Genomic DNA, 22,734 nt, shown 5'->3' with positions numbered 1-22,734 from the left:
AGCCACACTCCCGACCAGGCCGGCCCCGCCAAACGGGCCGCCTACAACCGCGGCCACTGGGCCATCGAGTCGTTGCACTGGATCAGGGACACCTGCTACCGGGAAGACCGGTCGACCACGCGAACCCGGTCCGGGCCCCGCGTCCTGGCCTCGCTACGCAACCTCGCGATCAACGCCCTACGCCTGGCCGGCCGAACCGACATCACGGAAGCCACCAGATGGGCCGCCCGCGACATGACCAGGCCATTCACCATCCTCAACCTTACCAGATGATCTTGAAACGTCTGTGATGTTCGTCGCCGTTTCAAAAAGAATATTAACTCGTCATGAAGATAGCGCTGTTGGGGCCAAGAATCGGCGAAGAGCTGACTCCGAACGGATATGGACGTCGACGACTTCAAGTGTCATTCTTGATCGTGTCATCGCCATACATACGAGGGGAAGGCGATGAACAGCAATTGTTCGCCCTCGTGTAGAGCTACAGGAGGCGCAGATGTTCTCAAATTCGTGGATTCGCCGCTTGATTGGGCGAGCTGGGGTAGTGGGAGCGGCCTTCGCGTTGATGTCCGCAGTGGCAGTAGCGCCATCCGCAATGGCAGCCCCGCCAGCATCTGGCGACGCGGTGGTGGTCCCGAACGACTGGAACGGGTACTGCCAGACGGACACATACAGCACGAGCGCTTGGGGTTGGTGCGATGGCACTGGTCCGCAGCGCTACGCAATCTATATTCTTTGCAGCAACAGCGGAGTTTACAAGAGTTCCAGCACTCCCTGGTTCGGTGACCGGAATGGCGCATGGGCCTACTGCCCGAGCGGAACCGCGGCGGTTTCGAGTTGGGGCGGGCGGGCCTGAGATTTGTCCTAATAAGGGGTCAGAGGACCCGGAGTGTCGCGCTCCGGGTCCTTCCTCGCTGGTCCGGGTGAAATGCCGAACGACTTAGTTACTCGGTAAGTAGATGTGGTAGCCGGGTACGTTCACAACAGTTGGTACGGCTTGACTCGTTGACATGAGTTTGATAACTAGCGGGTTGGCAGGTGAATCGACAGGAAGAACGTATGCTGGATCACTCGAATCCTGCACCGCCTCTAGATGTGGCAAGTGTCGGTTTAGGCCTGGACTCAAGTCGCCTTCGTCAATGACAGCACACACGATTCTCTCGTTTGTCGCGAAGGTGATATTGTTGCATGTCCAGTATTCACTATAGACATGGGTTACAGCTAGTTGCTCCAGCCGTGCGATCATGTTCTCTCGTTGTCGGGCGAGATCTCTCATATCAGGAGCAATCGCCACGACACTAGCAGTGGCGACAAAAGCCGATACTGCAGTGGCGGTAAGAACAGTTGCTGCGACCGCAGGCCAAACTCCCGCGCGACGTTGTAGCAATCGCCAAAGTGGCCACAACGCGGCTGGCAGCGAAATCAGGAGGCACGAGAGGTACCTGGCGCTTTCGACTGGAGTGTCTGCTGCGGCACTACTCCGAACATAGGCGAGAATCGTCAATGCGGCGCCGATCAACAGACCTAAGTGGGCTACCGAGAAGACTCTCTGTTTACCCTCTTGCTGTCGGATCGAAGCCACTGCGGTTATTGCTGCAGCTAGGAGGAGTAGTGGAAAAGCAAATCCCCACCAAAGTTGCCACGGTTCACATGCGCTCGGAGCGCAAAACCCCGTCCCCATTGGGATGCCGAAAATCACACCGCCATAAACATGATCCGTCCATGGCGATGCCTCACCGTCTCCGCCCAGACTGACCAGCACAGACACTGGATTTACGCGAGAGCTGATTGAGTGGACGAAGAGGGGTGTGGCACCTATAAGGACGCCTCCCGCCAGAAGGGCACCGAGCCTCCCTACAATTTCCTTCCTTGTGAAGATGGCTAGGACCACACCTGCGCAAAGAACATATGGCAGGACGAGTGGATCAACCCAGATCATCAATCCAGCGATGAACCCCCATGCTGCGAAGGCTGCGCTGTGATGGCGATACCGATTTGTCGCGAGCCCAACTGCGAGCAACATCAACCCGGCGCCCGCCGGATTAATTTCGGGATAGCCGCCACCGGAAATCATTTGATTCTTCAGTATCCGGTCTGAGCCGAGTGCTAGAATGCCGACTACCAGCAAGGTAAACCAGCGGCTGCGGTAAAGCTGGTTGACGAGCCGCCACATTATGATAAGAAAGGAGCCAAAGAGGAGCAGGTTCGGGATTCGCAGCGCAATAACCGATGGTCCGAATAGTGCAAATATCGGCGCGGCCAAGTAGGCTTCGAGCGTCCCCATGTAGTTCTGCCCATAGAAGAATGCCGGGAAGTTTTCGGCCTTCGATATGTGGATCGCGGCCAGTCCCATAGTCGCTTCATCGCTGTTGGTGGGTGGCACGCTCCACAGCAGTGCAAGGAATCTGTATAGGACGCCAAGTGCGACACACAGGGCGGTCAGAATCGTTGCTGGGTGAAGTCTGCCGATGGCTCGCGATCGAGTGTCATCCGACCGGGCACTGTCCACGGTGAGCGCTGCCATGTCACAGATGATGTCATACGCTCTTAGATCGTAAGTAATCCCAGGTCTCGTGGGCATACCGGCGGTCGGCGTGGCCGGGCACGGCGGTGCCGTGGTGGTGGGGTGCGGGTGTCGGCTGGTCGGGGGTGGTTGGGCCCGGGTGCGCAAGTCGGCGGAGAGGGAGTGTCACGTACCTGCCGTCGCGAGCATCCCGGTGACGATCCCGGCGGCCAGCAGGCTCCGGATTCGGGCTAACGCAGTGGTGAACATCGATCATCCTCGTGGGGCTGAAGGTGGCGAAAGCAGGCACAGTCCAGCACCGGATCCCGGAGGTTGGCGTGAGTAGCGCGCCGCTCAACTCGGTGCGGCGGCTACTGTCCCGCTCGGGGCGACGACCTACTACTTTCCGACTCTGGCCGATCTGATCGTGGCCGGGCTGCGGCAGGCGCAGACGGACGTCGAGGCCGAGTTGCACCGCTGGGCCGATCAGCTCGGCGACGGCACCGAGCTGCCGGCCCGGCTCACCGGGCTGATCGGGGAGTACCTGGCCGACCGGGGTCGGGCGCTGACCGAGCTGGAGCTCTACCTGGCCGCAGCCCGCAGCCCCGAGCTGCGGCCACTGGCCCGTGCCTGGCGGGACCGTCTCTGCGAGATCCTGACGCCGCTGACCGGCGACCGTGCGGCGTACGCGGTCGCTGTCTTTGTCGACGGTGTCCTGCTGCAACACTTCGCCATCGGTGAGCCGCTGGACACCGCCGCCGTCGAGTCGTCGATCGCCGCTCTGATCAGGTCGGATCAGCCGGCTGCTGCTCGTGGTCGTCGGGCTGCTGCTGGTCGGCCGGCTGCCCGTCGGTGGTGACGGCGGCCGGCCCGTCCGGGGTGACGGCGGCTGGCCGGTCGTCCGGCTCGGCGGTGATCATCGTGGTGGTGTCGTCGATCAGGTCGGCCAGGCCGGCCGGGCTGAGTCCTTCGTCGGTGACCAGGGCGACGACCAGCAGGGTCTGTGCGGTGATGGTTTCGGCGGTGGCGGGCAGGGTGTCGTGCTGGCCGAGGGCGGCGTACATCAGGGTCTCGGCCACGGTCGGGTCGATGGCGGTGCCGGCCGGGTCGAAGCGTTCCCGGACGCTGGCGACGAAGCGGATCACCGCGGCCGGTTCGCCGGGCCGGAAGCGTCGGTCCACGGTGAGGACGAACAGTCCGCTGAGCAGGTCGAGGTACTCCTGCCACTGGTCGTCGTCGAAGCGGGCGAGTTGGCGTTCGTGTGCGCCGGTCTGCCCGGCGACCAGGTAGGTCAGTGCGGCGGTGGGTGCGCTGGTCATCGGCTCCTCCAGGTGCGAAAGGCGTCTTCCCAGATGTGGTGGCGGACGAGCTGCCAGAAGGTGCGGAACCTGACGTGGTGCCGGCCGGCGGCGACCAGCGACGCGGCGGTACGGGCGGCGAGGCCGCGTACCTCGGTCGGTGGCTGCCGCCCGGCGGACCCGGCACCGTCGCCGGGTGGCTCGCCGTCGTCGGTGTCGGCGGCGGCGGGTGGGGTGCCGGTGAGTGGGCGTCGTGCGGCCAGCCGGCGTAGCCGCTGCTGCGGCGGGTCGTAGCCGTTGGCGAGGGCGTTGAAGTAGCGGTCGAGGGCGCCGGTGCCGACGCCGAGGCTGCCGCCGAGCTGGTCGAGGCGGGCCAGGGCGGTGCGCAGCCGGGCGGCGGCGACCTGGGCGTACGGGTCGTCGCTGCGGGCCAGGCGGTCGGCAGCGGCCAACACCCGGGGTCGGGCGTCGCCGGTGGCGCCGGCGGCGTGGGTGGCGTGCTCGCGGGCGGTCCGCAGGCCGCGCATGATGGCGGCGACGCCGACCGGGCGGCTGCCCGGCAGCTGCGGCCGGGCGACGGTGACGGCGTCGAAGACTTCGCCGTACGCCTCCCACGCCTGGTGCAGGGCTTCCTCGTAGCGGTCGACGGCGAGCCGGGCGTCCGGGGCGAGCGTGTGGGCGTCGCCGAGCTGCTCGGTGACGTGGGTGACGGCGGTCTCCAGGGCCAGGCAGACCGCCCGCAGCGCGCCGATCGTGTCGGCGGCGACCTGCAGGGCTGCGGCGTCGGCGGCGTACTCCCGGGTGCTCATGCCGACCTGCTCAACCAGGAGAACCGGGGCCGGTCGGGGGTGTCGGCGACCCGGTTGGGGTCGAGCAGCGTCGCGCCGGGGCGGCGGAACGGCAGTCGGTGGTAGCGGTGCATCGTCGCTTCGGCTTCGGTGAGGTCCGCGCACGGTCCGGGCCGTCCACAGCCGAGACAACAGCCGGTGTACGCCGAGGTGGTGTGCCTGTCGATGGTGCGTTGCGCTTCGACGACGCGGGCGCGGGCGTAGCGGGTGTAGTAGGTCGCGGAGCGTTGGTCGCCGGCCGGGCGCTGCCGGGTGGGTGGTGGTGGGACGGTCGGGGTGGGGCGGGGGTCGGGTGTCACCGGACGTTGCCTCCCGTACGCGTGGAGATGGCACCCGCCGCTGATGCGACTGTTGTCGCAGGTGGCGGGCAGGTTGACGCACCCGGCCGGCCGACAGGCGGCGTCGGCCGACCGGGCTCCTTGCGGGGCAACCACTCCGGGTTTGCAGACCAGGGAGCGGCGCGGAGACAGCTTTACATATGCGCCCATACGAAGCAACCCATGAGCGCCGATTTCTTGCCATACAAAGCTGGCGCGTGATCAAATGGGTGCGCAGATCAGGGAGCCGCCCATGCCCGCCAAGCCCAAGTGGGAGAAGATCGCCGACCACCTCCGGAGCCAGATCGTCTCCGGTGAGCTGGCACCAGGCGACAAGCTTCCGTCCACCGCACAGCTGTGCAAGGAGCATGACGTGTCAGCGATCGTCGTGCGCCAGGCCATCTTCAAGCTGCGGACCGAAGGGCTGATCGAGGGCGTGCAGGGCGTCGGCGTGTTTGTCGTCGACCCGAACGAGACGCAGGGCTGAGTCTCTGCCGGGGTGTTAGGTAGTTCGGGTGGCCTGTCGGGCTCGGTGGTGACCTCAGGTGAGCCGATTTATCCATCATGGAGTGCCAGAGCGTCAAGTCCTCCACCAACGTCCCACTGCCGACTCGTAGGCGACTACGAAGCCCCGACCCGACAACTCCGCCAAAATGATCACCATCGCGATGATCGACAACCTCGCCATACGACTGATCACCGGAACCACCCAGCCTGGTGACACGACTGACTCACGCTATGGCAAAATGCGCGAATCCGACGTCCTCTTATGTGCTAGGCAGGCCGAATCGCTGACCAACTTCGTACAAATATCGGTAAGGGCTACTTCTCATCGCATTTTCTGCACGCCGAGCTGAACCACGTTTATACAGGTACTGTGCCGAGATGCTCAACGTCGACAGAACGATACCTCCCCCAATGGTTGCGGCGAGACCTCTGGCGTCGATAGTGTTTCCTAGTATCGGTATGGCTATCGTCGACGCTGTGAGCCCGCCTGCGACAGCGCGGATGCCCGACCCCGACTTGTAAACGACCGTTTGTGCTACTTTTCGACCTTCGATTGATCGGTGAAGCATCAAGGCTCTCTCAACTTCGGCGAGTGGCTCCGCGATGGCCATTCGTAGCAAACTCATGCCATCCTTTAGGTCGTCAAGTGTGTTTGCGTCGGGAATGCTTGAGGCGAGAGTGCTGCGAATTAGCCGAAGCTCTTCATTGTATTTCTGTCGGAAATCTAGCACGTCAGATAGGGGTGCTCGAACGGGCGCCGGAAGCACCCATTGAATTGCAAGAGTCAGTATCGCATCGGCACTTATTGGCTTGGAAATGGAATGCCTATCCGGAGTTGTCGATCTGGACATCAGTACCCAGCCGTCTGTTTTGGCGCAGTGCCACTCTGCGAGGACTCCGAGGACCTGATCCACGACCCACTTCGGGCCTACGAGTGTGCCCTCGTATGTAGAATTTTCCTGTTGTGATACCCACATTCCAGCTTCGGTTGCCAAGAATTTGAAAACCCTGTTGCGAACTTTACCGGTACCGATAGTTTCGAGGCCGGTAGGTATTCCTTGCTCGAGACTATCTGGACGTATCCATTCTTCGGTCTCGCCTCTATGTAGCCATGGTGCGTGTACGGCAAAATCGGCGAGTTCTGAATCTTTGCGAGCGCTAGCGAGACGTTCGTGTGCGAAACGCAGATTGTTAATGTGATTGGCGCGGGTAGCCCGCGCAGTGTCGATTTCTCGCTTGAGGGAATCAATCCTCTGTTGCTCGGGCGACGATTGTGCGCTCGCAAGATTCTGGTGTAGGTGCTTCAATTCTGTATCAGCTGCACGTATAGCTAAATCGCGCTCCATATCGCGGCCCCAGCGCCCGCCTGGGCGGATGAGAGATGCCCGACGCGCCAAGACATGTGCTAACGCAGAACGTCGTTCCAGTTTCTGCATGGCGAGCGCAGGGGCCAGTTCGGAGCGCACGGTCGAGAGAGCGGACTCAAGGTCCCGGACCTTCCGCTCGATACGCTCAAGATCTTCTTGGTGGTGCCGTTTGATGATTGCTAGCTGTTCTTTCGCTGAAGATACAGCGTCGCGTGCGGTTCGGGCCCTGCCATTAATGGACTCGATCTGTATGGGCCATCTACGGGAACGATCGAGCCATGAATGGATGTAGGGGTCCCAGGTTGTGCGAAGGACTTGCCCCATCTGGTCATGCCAATACGGAAGTAGGCCTCGCATGAAGTGGACTAGTTCGTCTTCGTAACCCTTGTTCGGGGCGAACAGTATCGACAGTGGCTCATAGAGAGGGCCAAGTGAATCGGCCAATCTGCGAGCGGCCTTGCCGTCGCGATCGTTTCCGTACGGCCATGGAGCCAGTGTGCTGATTCTATCCTGATATAGAATGCTTGGTAGCAACCAATCCTCGGGAGGTACGAGATCCGGCTCCCACAGGGCCACCGTCGACTCAGTCATGAATCGAGCATATAAGACGGAGTCAAGAAGGTGACCGGTTGCCGTCCAGTAGAACTAGAGTGCAAGGCGCAACCGTCCCACAGATGGCGCGTAGGAAGGCATATAGAAATCGGGCCCAGCTGGATGGGTGCCGCAGTCGATTCGATGCAGGTCGAGTTCCTCGGGAGTTGAATCTTTGGCCCTCGGCGAGGTAAGCCCTGTTCTGACGAGTCGGAAACTGGTCGCAGGTCGGGTCGATTTCGACCAGCAGGCTGCGGTGACCGCGTGGACCTCGTTGCATCCGGTGTTGGGTCCGGTGGGCGGACGTACCGGTAGCGGGGACCCATGCTCAGCCAGGCGGGCAGGATCACTGTCGACATTAGGTGATCCTCCCAGCCGGTCAGAAGCTCGCGGCGTAGCCACGGCTGGACTCGATCGCGCTCTGCTTCAGCGCCGCCGGCACGGCCAGCTTCTGGTTCGCCTGCTCGACCTTGGCGATCGTCTCGGAGACCTGCGAGTGGCTGGACCCGCTGGTGATGCCGCGCAGCGCCGCCGTACTGCGGTCGAGGGCTTCCGCGCTGGCCCGGATCGCGCCGACCTGCTGGCCGACCTCGTCACCGAACCGGGCGACGCCCGCCTTGACCTCCTCAACCGAACTCACGCCGACATCCTCCCCATCGGACAATCGCAGTAGCTTCGACCGTACCGGATGAAGTAGGTCCTCGGTCGGCCTCATACTGTCGGCTTCGCGAACGATACTCGGGGAACGATCTTGCCGGATGGACAGCCCGCATGGCGGTGGAAGGAACTTCTCCGGCTGACTGCGGCTGAACCATAGACCGTGAACATGAACCCTTCGGTGGAACCGGACGCGGAATCCAGCGACGTAAGGTGCCGGTCTGAGTCAGCGGAAGTGATCCACAGAGAAGTGCTTCGAGCGCCTTGGACCTGATCCCTGCTCGCCGGTCGGCTGAGGTTGTGAATCGCCGTGCGTCAGCTCGGAAACGCCGTCCTCTGCTGATCATGCGGAGGCAGACGCTATCGACATGATCTTGATGGAGGTCGTATTTATGTTCACCCGTGGTGAACTAACTCGCCGAAGCGGCGCCGACCCGCGTGCCCTGACGTACGCCATCATCGACCTGGAGACCACCGGGCTGCACCCGAACAAGGGATCCCGCGTGTGCGAGCTGGCGATCGTGCGGATGCGGGGTGACGGCGTCGTCGTCGACGAGTACTCGACCCTGATCAACCCAGGCATGCGGATCAACAACGACGAGTACCACGGCATCACCAACGCCGACGTCAAACATGCTCCGACCTTTCAACAGGCCGCCGGCGACGTGCTGGCCTATCTCCGCGATGCCGTCGTGGTCAGTCACAACCTCGACCACGAGGAGAAGTTCCTGATCGCCGAGTTCGGGCGGCTCGGCGTCAACCTCAGTGGTCTTCCCGGGCTGTGTTCGTTGGTCACCGCCCGGACCCAGATTGACAGTTGGGGCTACAAGCTCGAGAACGTGCACCATCTGGTCACGGGGGAGTGGCTCGACGCGGTGCACTCGGCGCTCGGCGACGCAAGGGCACTTGCCGTGACCCTGACGAAGTTCATCAACGAGGCGCCGCAGCGGCTCTCCTGGATCGGGCCGCAACCCGCACCGATTCCGGCGCTACCCCGCACCGGCATCGTCGCGCCCAGGGCTGCCGGGCTGCGCAAAGGCACCGAAGGATGGCTGGCGACCCTCACCGCGCGACTGCCGCGCATGGCGTACCCGCCGCAGCCCCGGCCGGGCGGGCTGGCCGACTATCGGGCGTTGCTCGGCCACGCCCTGGCCGATGGTCGGATCGTTGGGGAGGAAGCCAACCAACTGGCGGTCGCGGCCACCAACGCCGGACTGACCCAGACCACCGCCCGCCAGGTGCACGAAGAGTTCCTGGCAGACTCCCGAGCCCGAGCCGAGGCCGACGGCGTGGTCACCCCGGCAGAGCTCCGGGAACTGCAGCGGGCGGGTCGGGAACTCGCATCATCGCACCTCATCAGCGACCTGGAGGAAGCGGCAGCCGCCAACCGGGCCAGGGCCAACGGGCCGCTCAAGGGCTGGCGGATCCTGCCGATCGGCGACTCGCCCGCCGTTACCGAGGTGATCGACTACGCCGTGGAGCACGGTGCGAAGGCCGCCGTCAGCTTCACCAAGACGGTACGCCTGGTGGTCTGCGACGACCCGTTGGCTGACGATCCTCGGTTGGCGAAGCCGGCCGCGGCCGGTGTCGACGTTCTTGCTCCTGAGCATGCTCGCAAGCTGCTGGAAGACGAGGCCGCAAAACGTGCGACCGGGCTCTTTGCCGACCAGACCGGCGAACAGGTCGCCCAACGGATCGCGGCCGAACGTGCCAATGAGGGTCGACGCTCCCGACCCGAGTGGCACGGGTCCTGGCGCAAGTACGAGCTGACCGACGCCCAGTACCACCAGACGTTCGTGGCGCGGGATCGGAGTTGGAACGAGCCGCACGTGTACCAGGTCGACATGGCGGAGCTTCGCGAGCGGCAGGCCAGGGCCGCGTCGGCGACGCGCAGCAGCGGTTGCGCGGTGGTGCTCCTCGCCGGTGGCGCAGTCGCGGCCGGCCTCGCCGAACTCGTCCGTCAGATCGTGGCGTAGCGCGGCACCAGGGCCTAATGAGCCACGCCGTGAGGCAGAAACCGAGGCGGTCCACGCACCGTCGATTGCAGACCGCGGCAAGCACCCACACGCCGTCCATCGATACGCCGTCCATCGATACGCCGTCCTTCGGCACGCGGTCCTCAATGAAGCGCCGGCCGCCAACGGGGACCGGTAACCCGAGTCGATGCTGATGCGATAGTCGCCTCGACCGGCAGTTTGCTGCTGGTCGGGCGATGGTTGGGGTGAGCGACTGCGGCTCGGCGGCCGAGCTCGGCGGCGACGACAGCACCCCCGCCACCCGGGCACCGAACGGTTCGGTGAGCCCGGGGCGTTGTAGCAGGCCCGGAAGACGTAGGTGCGACAGCCGAGCGCGGTGACGTCGAGGTCGCGGCGGACCACAGAGACCGGCTGTGCGACTCATCGTCGACGCGTTACGGGCTACGGTGCTACAGCCGGTTCGGCCGTCGACACCCGTATATAGCATACGAAACGTGACGCCTTCGGGTATCACCGGGACCGTCGCCACGAGTTCAGCCGCCGGCGCCGCCACGGCGTCGCCGCGTAGGCTCCCAACCCGATGGCGAGTATGGCCGCGCTGAGTAGGAGCGATGCAAGGTCATCTCCTGGGCGTGCGGTGAACTCCCACCAGAAGTACTCGCCCTGCCGGGAGGTGCCCCAGTAGAAGAGGATCACGGCTACCAGCGCCGGCCCTGTCCATGCCAACCGCCAGCCGAGCCACAAGCCGGATAGAAGGGCCAGGCCGGTCCAGGCGAGCCAGGACCGTGCGATCATCAGTAGAACGACTGGGCTTGTCGTCAGTGATGAGATCCCAAGATAGGCAATTGCGCATGTGATCGTGGTGCCGCAGAGATATCCGCGCTGCCAGCGCCGAAAGCGTCTGGTCGCGACCGCTTCTAGCGTGGAGAGGTGGCTATGCAGGCCGAGAACGGGAAGTGTCGCGGCTGCCATGGCCAAGAAACGCCAAATCGGTACGGTGATGCTTCCATCTCGCGTGGCCGTCGGTAGCGCTGTCTCGTAGTCGCCGAAAGTAGCAGCAAGTGCGGCTAGTATCGTCGTAGCGGTAAGGACGTGGCTGAATCGTCGAGCGGCGAGAAAAGCGCGTTCAGGTGCTGCGGTCGTGAATAATTCACGAACTCTTGTTGCAGTATCTTCCATGGATTTCACCTACCTCCCGCTGAGCCCAGTCGAACTGCTGATCCTGTCTGAGATCGTTAGCGATCGCGCGTCCGGCCGCGAATGCTTCCTGCATGTGGTCAGGGGCGTTGGTTTGATAATCGGGCTGTCCGTTTCCTGCTAGGTAGGTTTCCAGCCAGGCGTTCAGAGTGGAGAGGCGGGCCTGGTCTGCGGAGGTCAATGAGTCCCAGATGCAGGCTGCCCCGGAGTGGCCCGGGAAAGTGGCCGTGACGATGGCATTTGCGATGTCGCTTGCATATGACCACGGGCTGCCTTCGAGTATGTAGAAGTGGGGCGAAGCCTCCTCGATTTCGTATATCACTCCGTCGTCGATGCGGACTGTGCGCTCCACCCCGAATTGGATGATACGTTCCGGTCGCTCAAACTCCGCCGGCAACTGATCGATTCGAGCGCTGATACCAGTAATCGATGATAAATACTTCTTGTGTTCGGGCCAGATGCATATCGTGACCGTTCCGTTGGTGCAGAGGGCGTTGCTCCCTATCGGTTCGCGGTCGACAACCAACGGTCTTGCTACTGCCACGCCGATGACCATAAGAATTGTGGTGATTAGTGCTGCGGCGACGGGAAGGCGAGTGCGGGAAGGCTTGGTTGGAATCCAGGCCAACCCAACAATGAGTGCTGCTATGGTCAGCATCCGAAATGTGATACCGAGGGGGTCGATCATGGCATTCGGATGCCCGCTTACCACGATGAAGCCGCCCGCTCGATCCAACAGGGCAAGAAGGAACAGGAACCCAACAGAGGCGGTCATGGCTGCAAAGACGGGGGTGAAAAGCTTGCCGATCAGCCAGCCTATCGCTGTGGCAAACAGGGTGACGAAAATGCCAAGAAGAAAGTATCCGGCCCAGACTTGTACTCCAGGCGGAAATGATCGGGCGGTTATTGCAAATGCAACTGCCTGCCCGGTTAGATAGGGGGCTAGCAGGATAATAGCGGTCGATCCAAGTCGGTGTGCCTCCAACCTATGGGTGCGAACTGAAGCGGTCGAAATTTGTTCGTCCAGCCCGTGCCTGTTCGTCGCGCCTGCTGCCCATGCTGCGGCACCTGCGCCAAGTATGCCGACGAGATAAGCGGGCACCTGTGCTGCGGCGCCAGTCTCCGGCCAGGAGCCAATCCAAAAGTTGCTACGCAAAAACAGCACCGCCAGGTCCAGGGCAATCAGAATGGGCACAGCCACCCGGATCGGTGAGTTGCGAATATGGAGCCACAGGATTCTCATATCCGCTGCTCTCCCTCTGGCAGCAGGTGTATGTATGCGCGTTCAAGTGCGGTATGTCCCGGGAGATCTGCACGGTCCATACGTTCGAGTTCGGCAACAGTGCCATCGAACCTGGCTGCCCCGGCATGGAGCACGACAACTCGGTCGGCCGTTGCGGCAACGTCATCAATCAGATGGGTGCTCAATAGCACGATTGTATTGCTGAGTCCGGTAATGATCTTTCTGAAGTGCAACCGTTGGCGTGGGTCGAGTCCGACGGTGGCAAACATTCAGGTGGTGCGCGCTGGGATTCCGCGTGGTGGCATAGCGTGATGGCCGGTTGGTTGGTGGCCGCCGGCTGATGTTGACCTGGGTGGGGTGGGGGTCAGGTGGGTGCGGGTAGGTTCGGCATCCAGGGTCGTCCGAGGATGGCGTCGCGCAGGACGGCCATTTTGTCGAGGCCGTTCTTCGCCGCGCTGGAGACGTAGCCGAGGATCTTGTACCGATCCTTGGTGCGTTGCTCGCTGGTGAGCCGCCCGGAGATCTTCTGCTGGATCTTCGCCGGTCGCAGGTCCCGTTCGGCCTGGTTCGACGTCGGCGGCACCAACAGGTCGTCAACGAAGCGCAGCACGTCGGCACGTCGGTCCCGGAAGACTTCCAACAGCAGGCGGGCTTTACGCTCACCCGGCCGGTTGCCGATGGTGCTGGTGTCGGACAGTCCGACCAGCACGCCGTGGTGCAGCCGGTACAGCAACTCGGCCTTCACTGTGGGGTCGATGCCCGGCCGGTTCTGCTCACGGGCCGTGTTCGTCTCGTGGATCAGCGCGCGCAGCGCGTCGGAGATCTGCTTCGGCCAGACCGCGTCGGGGTACACCTCGGCCGCACCGTCAAGATCACGTAACAGGTGAGCGCAACACAGTTGGTGGACCAGCGTGCCCAACTCGGCCGAGTCGTAGTTCCGGTACCGGTCGTGCACGACCACCGAGCCGGTCAGGTCCTTGACCACGAACGCCGTGAACGTGGCCAGGTCCCGGTCACCGACCTGGTAGTGAGTCCACAACTCGGTACACGCCACGAGCAGGTACTTCTCGGCCTTCTTCCGGCCCGGCCTCGGTTTCTTTGGCCCGACCCGCAGCGGCGTCTCGTCACAGCACACCGCGTACGCCAGGGTGATCAACATGCGGATCCGTTTGTCGACCTCGCTGGTCAGCGCCGCGACCCGGGTCAGCACGCCGTGCACGAACCCCGGCGACGGTGTCGCACCGGTCAGCGACCGAAGCATCTGTACACACCGCTGCACCGGGATGAAATGCACGACCATCAGATAGACCGCCCACGCCTGCAGGTTCGGGCCGTACCCCACCGGACCGGCCCCCGCGCCTTCCGGCCGGGCCGCGGTGTGCAGCTTCCCGCACCCACACCGCACCGCATGCTGGTCGTACTGGGTCAGCGTCGCGGTCATCAACGGAACCTCGACCTGCTGATACCGGTCCACCACACCCAGATCCCGCGCGTCCACCAACTCCGCGCCGCACCCGCAACTACCCTCGGGGAACCGGTCCCGCCGCTGATCAGGAGCATCCGACCAGGCCAGGTTCGACCCCGGCGCACCCCGCTGCCTACCCCGCGTACCCGCCGGGGTGTCCCGCTTCTTCCTCGCCGCAGGTGGCGTACGCCCCGGATCATCATCCTTCGACGGCGGAGACGACGAGTTCGACGAGTTCCGCGACAACAGATGCTCGACCCGCGCCAGCCGCACCGCGAGCGCCTCGTACGCCGCCGTCAACTCCGCGATCTGCGCGTCCTGCTCAGCAATCCGAGCGTCCTGCGTCCGTGCCAGCGAGATCAACTCTTCACGAGACAGATCCTCCGACACCGACACGCCAAGATCAAACCACAACGGACAGAACGGCGTCGAGCCGGTCGAACCCCGTCACTCAACCCGCGCTGACCGTCACTCTTCGCGCACCACCTGAATGTTTACCGACGGTGGGCTCGTCGAGCAGAACAAGGCGTGGTTGCCCGACGATTGCCCATGCTATTCCGGCCCGCTGCCGCATCCCACCCGACAGCTTTCGCATCCGGCTCCGCCGCTGGTCGGCCAAATCAACCTGTGCAAGCGCTTGATCAACATGTCGGCGTAGATCAGTTGTGGAAACACCGCGAAGCCACGCTGCATAAGTCACAAAATCAGTGACGGTCATCTGAGGATCGAAACCAAAGTCCTGGGGCAGGTATCCAATTCGATTGCGGACGGTGCGGGCCGTTCGTTCGGAGTCAATCAAGATGTCGTCGATACAGATGGTTCCCGAGCGTGGTGGCATGATGGTCGCGAGAGTCCGGAGCAAGGTCGTCTTTCCGGCGCCGTTCGGGCCGAGTAGGGCTGTTATGCCCGGACGTAGTGTCAGGTCAAGCCTGTCGATGACGGTCTTCCTGTCATACCCCTGCACCAGTGAATCGAGAACCGTAGTCACAGTATATTGATCCTTAACCCCACGGAGGCGGGGAGTGCGAATCAACGCACTCCCCGCCATTGATCTAATTTGTCAGTGAACGTTGATCGTTCCCCTGACTGCGCTGAAAGTGCAGTCAGCGCCGCTGTGAGTCGTCGTGTTGCCCTGCGTGCGGTAGACGGGAAGTGACCTGAGGCCCTGTAGACTACATTCCATTACCGACTGGTAGATCGTGCTGTAGGAAGCTCCGGACGGGGGATCGCACTTCTGTGCCCACGCGGTATTCCACCACTGGGTGTAGCAGTTTCCGGCCTTGCTGGACGTACCCGCTGCTGATGCGGGACCGACGGTGAGGCCGACCGCTCCGGCGGCGAGCACTCCCAAACACCGCTGCTTGCGCGAGCTGTACGCGTAGGCGTGACTTGGGCCGACTCGTGGTTGGGCGCATGACATCCTCTCAGGTCGGGGACTGCGCGGCCTCGGCAAGCGCTGAGGCCACCTTGGACTCTAGATGTCGGCGGTCTGTCGAGTCAACGTCGAGGGAACTTCGTAATCGATATGTCGGACACAGGATGGGAGTGCGCAGACCTCGGATGGTCCGCCTGCTCAGGCGTGCCTACTCGCACTTTTTCCGGCAATGGATCGTTGGGACCTGGCCACGTCATGAAGCTGACGTAGAGACTCTGTTTATATCCGAAGTGGTCTGATGTAGTTCGTGACCTAACATGGTGCGAGCTGGGGTAGCCAAAGGTGTCGACTGGTGACTACGTTCTCCGGTGGTGACTGGAACACGACGGTCGTCGCCCGTCGACGGGTACGGTCGGGCACCTGACCTGACACTGCCGGCGTCCTTCTCGCGAGAGGGTCTGCCGGTCCTCAGCAGGCCCGGTAGACGTAGGTCGGGCTGCCGGGTGCGGTGACGTCGAGGTCGCGGCGGACCACGGACACGTTCGCGCCGACCGCCGCGCACGCGGTGGTGTAGGCGTCGTCGGTGTACTCGATGTCGATGACATTGTCGCCGTACACCGTGGTGTAGTCGCCGCATTCGTCGTAGCGGCCGCATTCCTCGGCGATCGCCAAGTCGAGGCCGGCGGCTCTGCCCCGGGTGCCGAGTTCGGTGGTGTTCTTCTGGCCGATGGCCAGGCCGGCGGCGTGGGCGTGCGGGGCGAGCAGTTTCAGGTATTCGACGGCGTCGTCGATGGTGAGCAGGTCGTCGGAGCGGTCGTACGAGTCGATGTTGTCGGGTTCGACCCTGATTCTTCGTGGGTCTGACGCCGTTCGATGACCAGCGAGTCTGCATCGTTGGCGGTGGATGTATCGGCTCCGTTGGGTGTGGTTGTGGGCCGGCTGTCGCGCCGGTGGCGTGGTCTCCTGGGGTTCCTCCTGGTCGTCGGGGCGGTGGTGTGGGTGGTCAGGTGGCGGGCATGGGCATCCGGCGGATGATCTCGATGGCGGTGGCCAGGTCGGTGGCCCAGGGCCAGGTGTGGGGTAGGCGTAGCCACCGGTAGCGGCGGGCGCGGACCAGGCGTGCGGGGGTCTGGAAGATCCGGTAACGCAGTGTCTTGGGCTCGGCCTTGGCCAGGGCGCCGGTCAGCGCGTAGAGGCGCATCCACGCGGTGAGGTCCACGGCGATGGTGACGGCGGCGCACCAGGCCTTGTTGACCTGCCATTGTTTGGACGGCAGATGCCCGAGGCCGGTGTCCTTGGTGGTGCGTACGTCGTCTTCGACGCGGGCGTGTACGCGGTGACGGGCGTCGGCGCGTTGCACGGACAGGCCGTCCGGGCCGTGGGCGCCGGTGTTGGTGACGAACGCCGAGTACCGGTAGCCGCAGGTGTCGAACAGGGTGGCCTGTTCGTGGTCGAACAGCTTGCGCCGGCGCACGATGACCCGCATCGTCTTCGGCCACTTCAGGCCGGTCAGCCGCTCGCGGAGCAGGTCGGTGATCTCGGTGACCTGAAGGCCGTCGATGACCTCGCCGGTGGTGTTGGACAGGCACGGGACCCACCAGTCGTCGGGTCGGCGGTTGCATGCCGCCCGGACGTGTTCGTCGACGTCGAACCCGATCGAGTACGCCACTCGACGCCCACCGGTCTGGTCGAGGCTGTGCAGCCAGTCGATGAGCGTGTGTGAGGCGCCGGCACCGTCGGAGGTGATCAGCAGGTCGTCGCGTCGGTCGGCGGGTATCTGCGCGATGGCCTGGCGCAGGACCTCGATCAGATCGGCGGCGGTGTTCGCCCCGGCGTTGCCGGGGCGGGGCATCAGGGCGGCCAGTTCACCGGTGTTGTCGATCCACACGCCGAGGCTGTGGAACCCGAACGTCTTCTTGAACGTCGCCTCGGCGTGTTCCTTGCGGGAATGGGCCACGGTGATGGTGCCGTCCACCCGCAGCACGATCGTCCCGCCCATGCTCAGGCCACCGGCGTAGGTCGCCTCCGGCACGCCGGCCGGTAGCAGGCTCCACAGATGCGCGCGCGACTTCGCCCGCGCGGCGTCGATGCGGTGCAGACCGCTGTCGCTGATCTCACCCAGCGCGCGCAGGGCGGTGGTGTCCGAGGCCACCGGCCCGAACAACGCGGCCTGGGCCCGTAGCGCCTCGATGTCGTACACGTCTGTCCCGCCAGCGGCGATCGAACACGCGATGTCAGTCAGGACCCGGCCCCGGTCATGGACCGGATCGAATCCCGGCCTGGCTAGCACGGTGGAGATGCCCGCCGTCAGGCCGGTGCGGTCGGCGAGCATGCGTAGGCCCGCCACCCCGACCATCGCCACCACCCCGTCACCGTCGGCGGTGACACGCAGGTCCTTCGACCATCCGGTAAGCTCACGCACGTCGGAAGTGCCTCCTCGCTAGAGATCCTGGTAGATGTCGCAATCACCATTTTCCCTTGCCTGGCAGGCACTTCCGCGTTTCCGGGCCTCACGAAACCGTTACAAGATCACGACCCCGTGAATATCCAGGGTCGACGGCCTGGAAGCCGTTGGCGGCGCAGCCGTCGATCCAGGTGTTGACGATGTCGGCGATCGCGGTGCGTTTCGCGGCGGTGGAGATGTCGAGCAGGATCTCGTTCCAGTCGCCGTCGACGACGTACTCGCTGTCGGCGTCGCGTAGCAGCAGGTCGTCGTGGTTGCGCTGCCACCAGGTGACCTCGTGGGGCTGGACCTGGAAGGCGTTGACGTAGCAGATGGTGTAGAGGCCGGCGGCCGGGTCCGCCTCGCGGTCGCGGCTGACCACCGTGACGCCGCTCGGTGGGGCGTACGGATCGCCGATCTGGTAGTCGAACCGGGCGTCGACCGGCGGCAGGGTGACCCCGGCGGCGGCCGGGGTCGCGTTCGTCTCGGCCGCCGGATCCGGGCCGCCGCCGACGCGGGCGGCGACGAACAGCGCCCCGCCGACAAGGACGGCACCGACGACGAGACTGACGGCAACGGTACGCGGCACCACGACTGGCCTCCGGGCCCGAGCTTCAGTGCTGGAAGACCGTGTCAGTGTGCCATTCGAGCAGGTCGTGGTCGGGGCGGCGGGCCTTCTGCTCGGGTACGGCGATCTCGGTGCCGGCGCGGGCGTAGAACTGTTCGCCGTTGCCGAAGTCGTCGCGCAGGCGTCGGCTGACCAGCAGCCGGTACTTCGGGTCGACGCCCAGGTAGCCCTGGTCGAACAGGATGTGTACGTCGGCCCGCAGCAGCATGCCGTTGTCGATGCGGTGCTCGCCGCCGGCGGCCACCGGGCGGATGTGCGCGGCCTGCAGCGCCGGCCGCAGCTTGCTGTCGGTGATCGCGCAGCGCCGGGAGTACGTGTCAAGGACGACCGCCTTGAACGACTGCTGCCCGAGGCGCTGCGGCCGGAGCCGGGGGTCGCCGAACACCGGACCCGGCCGGTGCCAGGCACCCTCCGGATCGACGCGGACCTCGCCGCCGAGCAGGAGTTTCGTCAACTGCTCGAAGTAGTCGAAGTGTGTGCCCGACGACAGGTCGTACGTCTTGCCCTGGGTGAGGTTCGGCGAGAACTCCGGCGGGGGCTCCGGCTGACGGCCCTCGGGGAAGAAGACCGTGTCGCGGATGAAGATGCAGCCGATGACCGGGTCCTCGCCGGGGCCGATCGGATCCCTGCGGTACTTGCCGATGTCGCGGGCCATGTCGGCCAGGGAACCCGCGCCGTTGGCCTCCCCGAACAGCCCCCACGCTTCCGAGAGCCGCAGCTTCGCGAAGCCGCTGAAGAAGCCGCCGCCGACGATCCGATTGTGCGGGTAGCGGCTCTTGAAGAAGAACGGCTCGCCGGGGGTCAGGACCTTGAAGCTGCCGCCGCCCGGCCGCCAGAAGTTGACCTCGTTGATCTGCGGTCGGGCGGCGAGGAAGCTGCGCCACTCGCCGTCGGTGACCCCCACGAACGCCTTCACCCGGTCATCTTGCTCGGCGGGCGGCGCAGCCCGGAATGGGCCGACCGGCTGACAGTCGAGAGTGCACCTTGCCGGCGCGGGCCGGACACGGTTGGATCACGCTGATGCCCCGGCGAGCCGGACCCGGTGCTGCTCCGTCGGGCTCGGACCCGTCCTTGGCCTGCATCGGAGCGACCTGTTCGTGATCGCCGGTCAGCCGGTGCCGGACGATCTCACCCCGCTGGACGCCACCGCGTCGAGCACGCTCGGATCGCTGGCCTGGTCGTTGACGTACCTGCCGGGTGCCGTGCCGGAACTGCACCAACTCGTACGCGCGATGCCGCAGCAACCCCGCCCGGCCTCGCCGCCAGCGGTGCCACCGCGACACCGGCGCCTGCGCGGTGCCGCTGGCCTGGTGGTGCGGCTGCTGCACAACCGGAACCTGATTCTGCACGGCTCCGCCAAGTACCTGTTCGGCATCGGCAACGGTCCGGCGCTGTCGGGGTCGACGATCGGCTTGATCGGCGGTGCCGAGAAGGTGTTGACACCCGAGCTGCTGGCCGGGTTCGCCGCGTTCCTCGACGTTGCTTGGGACGACCTCAGCACGCTGACCGGAATCGACCTGGCTGGAGTCGACCAGCCGACGCACCCGGACGCGGCCGAGGTCGCCGAGCTGATCTGGGCGGCCCGCCGCCTGACCGCCGACCAGCTGCGACAGGTCGGCCGTCACGCCCACGCCATCCGGCATCGGCGCACCGACGAACGTGAACCGGGGCTTCGGTGCAGCTGCCCCAACCCCGCCTGATGCCAGGCCGGATGGGACGGACACGTGCAACTACCGTGGCGTCGTGACGAACGTGAGGCATCCCCAGCTGTCCGGGCTGGGGAGGAACCCGGCGACCCCGGACGATCTCCTGGTACGCCTGGCAGCCCATGCTGCCGGCCGCCACGGGATATCGCTGCGGCGAGGTCGGCTGGCAGACACCGTCGTGGAAGCTCTGCTGGAGCACGGCGGAAGCGAGTCGGCCATCCACCTCAACGGCGAGCGCATCTCCACCCGGATGCGGAACGTGATCGCCGAGCATCCTGATCCTGCCATCCGACACGCCCACGCCAACTTCGTCCGGGACCTGGTGGACCTGAACTCGTCGCTGGGCATCGAGTCGCTTGAGGAAACCTTCGGGGAGAGCCGGTCCAACTTGGTCGACTCGCCGGATCCGAAGCTCCGGGCGGCGGTCGCGGACACCTGGGCTGATCGGCCACTCGCGGTGCATCTGCGGTTGCTCGCCGACCCCGATCCCTTGGTACGTGCTGCGGCGACCCTGCGCCGCCATCCGGGGGTACCCGTCGAATGGCGGGAGAGGTGCCTCACTGACCCGGCTACCCGGGTCAACGTCGCGCGCTATGTGCCGTTGACCGTCAAGCAGGCGACCGAGCTGATCAGCAGCGGGGATCTCGAAGCGTGTCGGGCGGTGGCAGCCAACCCTGAGCTGCCTGCCGAGGCGGTCGAGCTGCTGATCGAGTTGGACGATCCGCAGGTGCGGGTGGCGGTCGCGTACAGCCGGCACATCGACGCCGACACGAGAGACCGGCTGTTCGCGCTGGTGGCGGCCGAGGCCGACGCTGGCAGCATCGCCGCCTACGTTGCGTTGTGCTGGAACTTCGACGAACCGGGCTGGCTCCGTGAGGTGCCGATTACCGAGCGGCTGGCGTACCTGGACTGTCCGCATCCGCCGTTCCGTCGGGTGCTGGCGAGCTGCCGTGACCTGCCGGACGCCGCCTGGGAACGGCTCGACAACGACCCGGACCTGCGGGTGCGCCGGTACGCCGCCGCCCGGCCGGACGCCCCCGCCGCCGTCCTTGAACGACTCGTGCGTACGGGTGGCGCGATGTTCCATATCCGGCCGCCGATCGTCGAGCACCCGAACTTTCCACGCCACCGGCTGCGGGCCTTCGCCGACGATCCGGACCCTCATATCCGGTACATCGCCCTTGAGGATCCTGACCTGCCGACAGCGGTGCTGGAACGGCTTGCCGCCGACTCCGAGGCATTCATCCGGCGCGGAGCGGCGCGGCACGCCCATGCCACCCCGGCCCTGTTGGAGCAGTTGCTCGCCGATGCTGATCCCGAGGTCGTCGACGAAGCCGCCGCCAACCCGCAGCTTCCCCTCGGGTCCATGCGCCGCATCCTCGACGAGTCGGCGTTGTAGTCGTTGCGCGACAGACCTATTGGTTTGGCGGGACGCGACGTGGCGCGCACGGACGACGCCGGTGGTTCGCGTCGGCGCATGATCAGTGGGCTTTCCCGACGGATCGCGACCGTCCTCGGTGCTGCGGGGAGTCGGCGCGGCCGTGTAGTCACGCCCGCAGTGCCGGCTGCGGCGGCTGGCAGTTCGGCTGTGAGCAGGGGGCTCGGTTCGTCTGCGGAGGCGTCGTACGGAAGAGTACGCTCACGGCGGGTCGTCGACACCCCTGGCCCGGCGGTTCCACCGATCAGCTGAGCGCGCCTCACAAAGGGATTCCTATGAGTTCGTCGACACCGTTGTTGTTCCTGCACGGATACTGGCACGGCTCCTGGTGCTGGAGTGAAGTCACCGCCTGCGTCGCGGCAGCCGGCCGGGCCAGTGTCGCAGTGGACATGGCCGGGCACGGCCTGCGGGCCCGGCGGCCCCGTTCGGTCTACGCGCGCCCGTTCGACCCGCAGGCGATCGCCACCGAGGTCTCCCCGGTGGCCGCCGTCGACCTCGACCAGGCCGGGGACCTGCTCGTCGCGCAGCTCAAGCAGGTCGGCCGGGGCGGCCCGGTGACGGTCGTGGCGCACAGCATGGGCGGCACGGTGCTGACCCGGGTGGCCGAGCAGGCACCCGAGCTGGTCGCCCATGCCGTATACCTGACGGCGTTCATGCCGGCGTCGGGCCTACCGGCGATCGCCTACATCGACATGCCGGAGAACGCCGGCGAACTCATCGGGCCGTCGCTGTGCGCGGACCCCGTCGCGGTCGGTGCGCTCAGGCTGGACGTCGGGTCCGTCGAGCCCGGCTACCGTCAGCAGCTTCGAAGCGTGTTCTTCGGCGACATCGATCCAGACTCTGCCGACGCGGCCATCGCACTGCTGACCCCCGACGCGCCGGCCGGTATCGCGCTCGGCGCCACCGCCCTGACCCGGTCCGGCTGGGGCTCCGTCCCCCGCACCTACGTCACCTGCGCCCAGGACATGGCGATCAGGCCCGCGCTCCAGCAGAAGTTCATCGTCGACGCGGACGCCGCGTTCCCCGACAACCCGACGTCCGTCGAGGCGCTCGACGCGTCCCACACGCCCTTCCTGTCCATGCCCCAGCAGGTCGCCGACATCGTCACCGCAGTGGGCTGATCGGAATCGGTCCGTTGGGTCAGCCGGTCACCCGGGACGCGAGGTGACCGGCGCGGA

General features: G+C 65.1%; 17 protein-coding genes and 2 pseudogenes. 6 read left to right on the top strand and 13 right to left on the bottom strand.

Going from position 1 to position 22,734, the window contains the following annotated elements; genetic code table 11:
• Positions 1-937 precede the first annotated feature (937 nt).
• Entirely contained in the window at positions 938-2,521 is a 1,584-nt protein-coding gene (locus tag O7553_RS15855; RefSeq protein ID WP_281550534.1) for a hypothetical protein, read from the bottom strand.
• Positions 2,522-2,927: 406 nt separating this feature from the next.
• Between O7553_RS15855 and O7553_RS15850 the strand changes: the two genes are divergently transcribed.
• Positions 2,928-3,359 carry a hypothetical protein gene (locus O7553_RS15850; RefSeq protein ID WP_281550533.1) on the top strand — a complete coding sequence of 144 codons (432 nt, stop codon included), beginning with the start codon at positions 2,928-2,930 and terminating at the stop codon, positions 3,357-3,359.
• Here the strand turns inward: O7553_RS15850 and O7553_RS15845 are convergent.
• From O7553_RS15845 to O7553_RS15835, 3 genes are read right to left on the bottom strand one after another with little or no spacing between them, the layout of a single operon-like run.
• Positions 3,286-3,819: a hypothetical protein gene (locus tag O7553_RS15845; RefSeq protein ID WP_281550532.1), complete on the bottom strand. Its 534-nt coding sequence runs from the start codon at positions 3,817-3,819 to the stop codon at positions 3,286-3,288. The genes O7553_RS15850 and O7553_RS15845 overlap by 74 nt on opposite strands.
• Positions 3,816-4,607 carry a hypothetical protein gene (locus O7553_RS15840; RefSeq protein ID WP_281550531.1) on the bottom strand — a complete coding sequence of 264 codons (792 nt, stop codon included), beginning with the start codon at positions 4,605-4,607 and terminating at the stop codon, positions 3,816-3,818. Before O7553_RS15840 ends, O7553_RS15845 begins: the two co-directional genes overlap by 4 nt.
• On the bottom strand, positions 4,604-4,945 hold the full coding sequence (locus O7553_RS15835; protein ID WP_281550530.1) for a hypothetical protein: 342 nt from the start codon (positions 4,943-4,945) through the stop codon (positions 4,604-4,606). Before O7553_RS15835 ends, O7553_RS15840 begins: the two co-directional genes overlap by 4 nt.
• Before the next feature lie 244 nt (positions 4,946-5,189).
• Here O7553_RS15835 and O7553_RS15830 point away from each other — a divergent pair, with 244 nt between their 5' ends.
• Positions 5,190-5,450, top strand: a complete 261-nt coding sequence (locus O7553_RS15830) for a winged helix-turn-helix domain-containing protein (protein WP_281550529.1) — start codon at positions 5,190-5,192, stop codon at positions 5,448-5,450.
• A gap of 2,357 nt (positions 5,451-7,807) precedes the next feature.
• Here the strand turns inward: O7553_RS15830 and O7553_RS15825 are convergent.
• Positions 7,808-8,068 (bottom strand): hypothetical protein, encoded by a 261-nt coding sequence (locus O7553_RS15825; protein ID WP_281550528.1) that lies wholly within the window; start codon positions 8,066-8,068, stop codon positions 7,808-7,810.
• 385 nt (positions 8,069-8,453) lie between these two features.
• Between O7553_RS15825 and O7553_RS15820 the strand changes: the two genes are divergently transcribed.
• Positions 8,454-10,061 carry a 3'-5' exonuclease gene (locus O7553_RS15820; RefSeq protein ID WP_281550527.1) on the top strand — a complete coding sequence of 536 codons (1,608 nt, stop codon included), beginning with the start codon at positions 8,454-8,456 and terminating at the stop codon, positions 10,059-10,061.
• A gap of 510 nt (positions 10,062-10,571) precedes the next feature.
• Here the strand turns inward: O7553_RS15820 and O7553_RS15815 are convergent.
• The 8 genes and pseudogenes from O7553_RS15815 to O7553_RS15780 form a co-directional block, all read right to left on the bottom strand.
• The gene (locus O7553_RS15815) at positions 10,572-10,856 is read right to left on the bottom strand and encodes a hypothetical protein (RefSeq protein WP_281550526.1); all 285 of its coding nucleotides are present in this window, start codon (positions 10,854-10,856) and stop codon (positions 10,572-10,574) included.
• Positions 10,857-11,211: 355 nt separating this feature from the next.
• Positions 11,212-12,501: a hypothetical protein gene (locus O7553_RS15810; protein WP_281550525.1), complete on the bottom strand. Its 1,290-nt coding sequence runs from the start codon at positions 12,499-12,501 to the stop codon at positions 11,212-11,214.
• 364 nt (positions 12,502-12,865) lie between these two features.
• On the bottom strand, positions 12,866-14,362 hold the full coding sequence (locus O7553_RS15805) for an IS66 family transposase (protein ID WP_281550504.1): 1,497 nt from the start codon (positions 14,360-14,362) through the stop codon (positions 12,866-12,868).
• Positions 14,363-14,417: 55 nt separating this feature from the next.
• Positions 14,418-14,954, bottom strand: coding sequence for an ATP-binding cassette domain-containing protein (locus tag O7553_RS15800; protein ID WP_281550524.1), 537 nt, complete (start codon positions 14,952-14,954; stop codon positions 14,418-14,420).
• A gap of 855 nt (positions 14,955-15,809) precedes the next feature.
• Positions 15,810-16,184, bottom strand: a pseudogene (locus O7553_RS15795) (endo alpha-1,4 polygalactosaminidase); the annotation flags it as partial.
• 160 nt (positions 16,185-16,344) lie between these two features.
• Positions 16,345-17,763 carry an IS1380 family transposase gene (locus O7553_RS15790; RefSeq protein WP_281550523.1) on the bottom strand — a complete coding sequence of 473 codons (1,419 nt, stop codon included), beginning with the start codon at positions 17,761-17,763 and terminating at the stop codon, positions 16,345-16,347.
• Positions 17,764-17,890: 127 nt separating this feature from the next.
• Positions 17,891-18,376: pseudogene (locus O7553_RS15785) on the bottom strand (endo alpha-1,4 polygalactosaminidase); the annotation flags it as partial.
• A gap of 22 nt (positions 18,377-18,398) precedes the next feature.
• On the bottom strand, positions 18,399-19,328 hold the full coding sequence (locus O7553_RS15780) for an HNH endonuclease (RefSeq protein ID WP_281550521.1): 930 nt from the start codon (positions 19,326-19,328) through the stop codon (positions 18,399-18,401).
• Positions 19,329-19,509: 181 nt separating this feature from the next.
• On the opposite strand from O7553_RS15780, the gene O7553_RS15775 reads away from it, so the two are divergent.
• The 3 genes from O7553_RS15775 to O7553_RS15765 all read left to right on the top strand — a co-directional run bounded on the left by O7553_RS15775 (position 19,510) and on the right by O7553_RS15765 (position 22,677).
• On the top strand, positions 19,510-20,112 hold the full coding sequence (locus O7553_RS15775) for an XRE family transcriptional regulator (RefSeq protein WP_281550520.1): 603 nt from the start codon (positions 19,510-19,512) through the stop codon (positions 20,110-20,112).
• 43 nt (positions 20,113-20,155) lie between these two features.
• Positions 20,156-21,517: a hypothetical protein gene (locus tag O7553_RS15770; protein ID WP_281550519.1), complete on the top strand. Its 1,362-nt coding sequence runs from the start codon at positions 20,156-20,158 to the stop codon at positions 21,515-21,517.
• A gap of 314 nt (positions 21,518-21,831) precedes the next feature.
• Positions 21,832-22,677 (top strand): alpha/beta fold hydrolase, encoded by an 846-nt coding sequence (locus O7553_RS15765; protein ID WP_281550518.1) that lies wholly within the window; start codon positions 21,832-21,834, stop codon positions 22,675-22,677.
• The last annotated feature ends 57 nt before the right edge of the window (positions 22,678-22,734 follow it).

Source organism: Solwaraspora sp. WMMA2059, from assembly GCF_027497315.1.
Lineage (GTDB): Bacteria > Actinomycetota > Actinomycetes > Mycobacteriales > Micromonosporaceae > Micromonospora_E.
This window is presented reverse-complemented; position numbering and strand designations above follow the sequence as displayed.

Bases quoted from the DNA above. Each gene is read 5' to 3' on its own strand.
- O7553_RS15830 (WP_281550529.1), top strand. From the start codon at position 5,190: ATGGGTGCGCAGATCAGGGAGCCGCCCATGCCCGCCAAGCCCAAGTGG.
- O7553_RS15810 (WP_281550525.1), bottom strand. From the start codon at position 12,501: ATGAGAATCCTGTGGCTCCATATTCGCAACTCACCGATCCGGGTGGCT.
- O7553_RS15840 (WP_281550531.1), bottom strand. From the start codon at position 4,607: ATGAGCACCCGGGAGTACGCCGCCGACGCCGCAGCCCTGCAGGTCGCC.
- O7553_RS15765 (WP_281550518.1), top strand. From the start codon at position 21,832: ATGAGTTCGTCGACACCGTTGTTGTTCCTGCACGGATACTGGCACGGC.
- O7553_RS15815 (WP_281550526.1), bottom strand. From the start codon at position 10,856: ATGATCGCACGGTCCTGGCTCGCCTGGACCGGCCTGGCCCTTCTATCC.
- O7553_RS15820 (WP_281550527.1), top strand. From the start codon at position 8,454: ATGATCTTGATGGAGGTCGTATTTATGTTCACCCGTGGTGAACTAACT.
- O7553_RS15855 (WP_281550534.1), bottom strand. From the start codon at position 2,521: ATGGCAGCGCTCACCGTGGACAGTGCCCGGTCGGATGACACTCGATCG.
- O7553_RS15845 (WP_281550532.1), bottom strand. From the start codon at position 3,819: ATGACCAGCGCACCCACCGCCGCACTGACCTACCTGGTCGCCGGGCAG.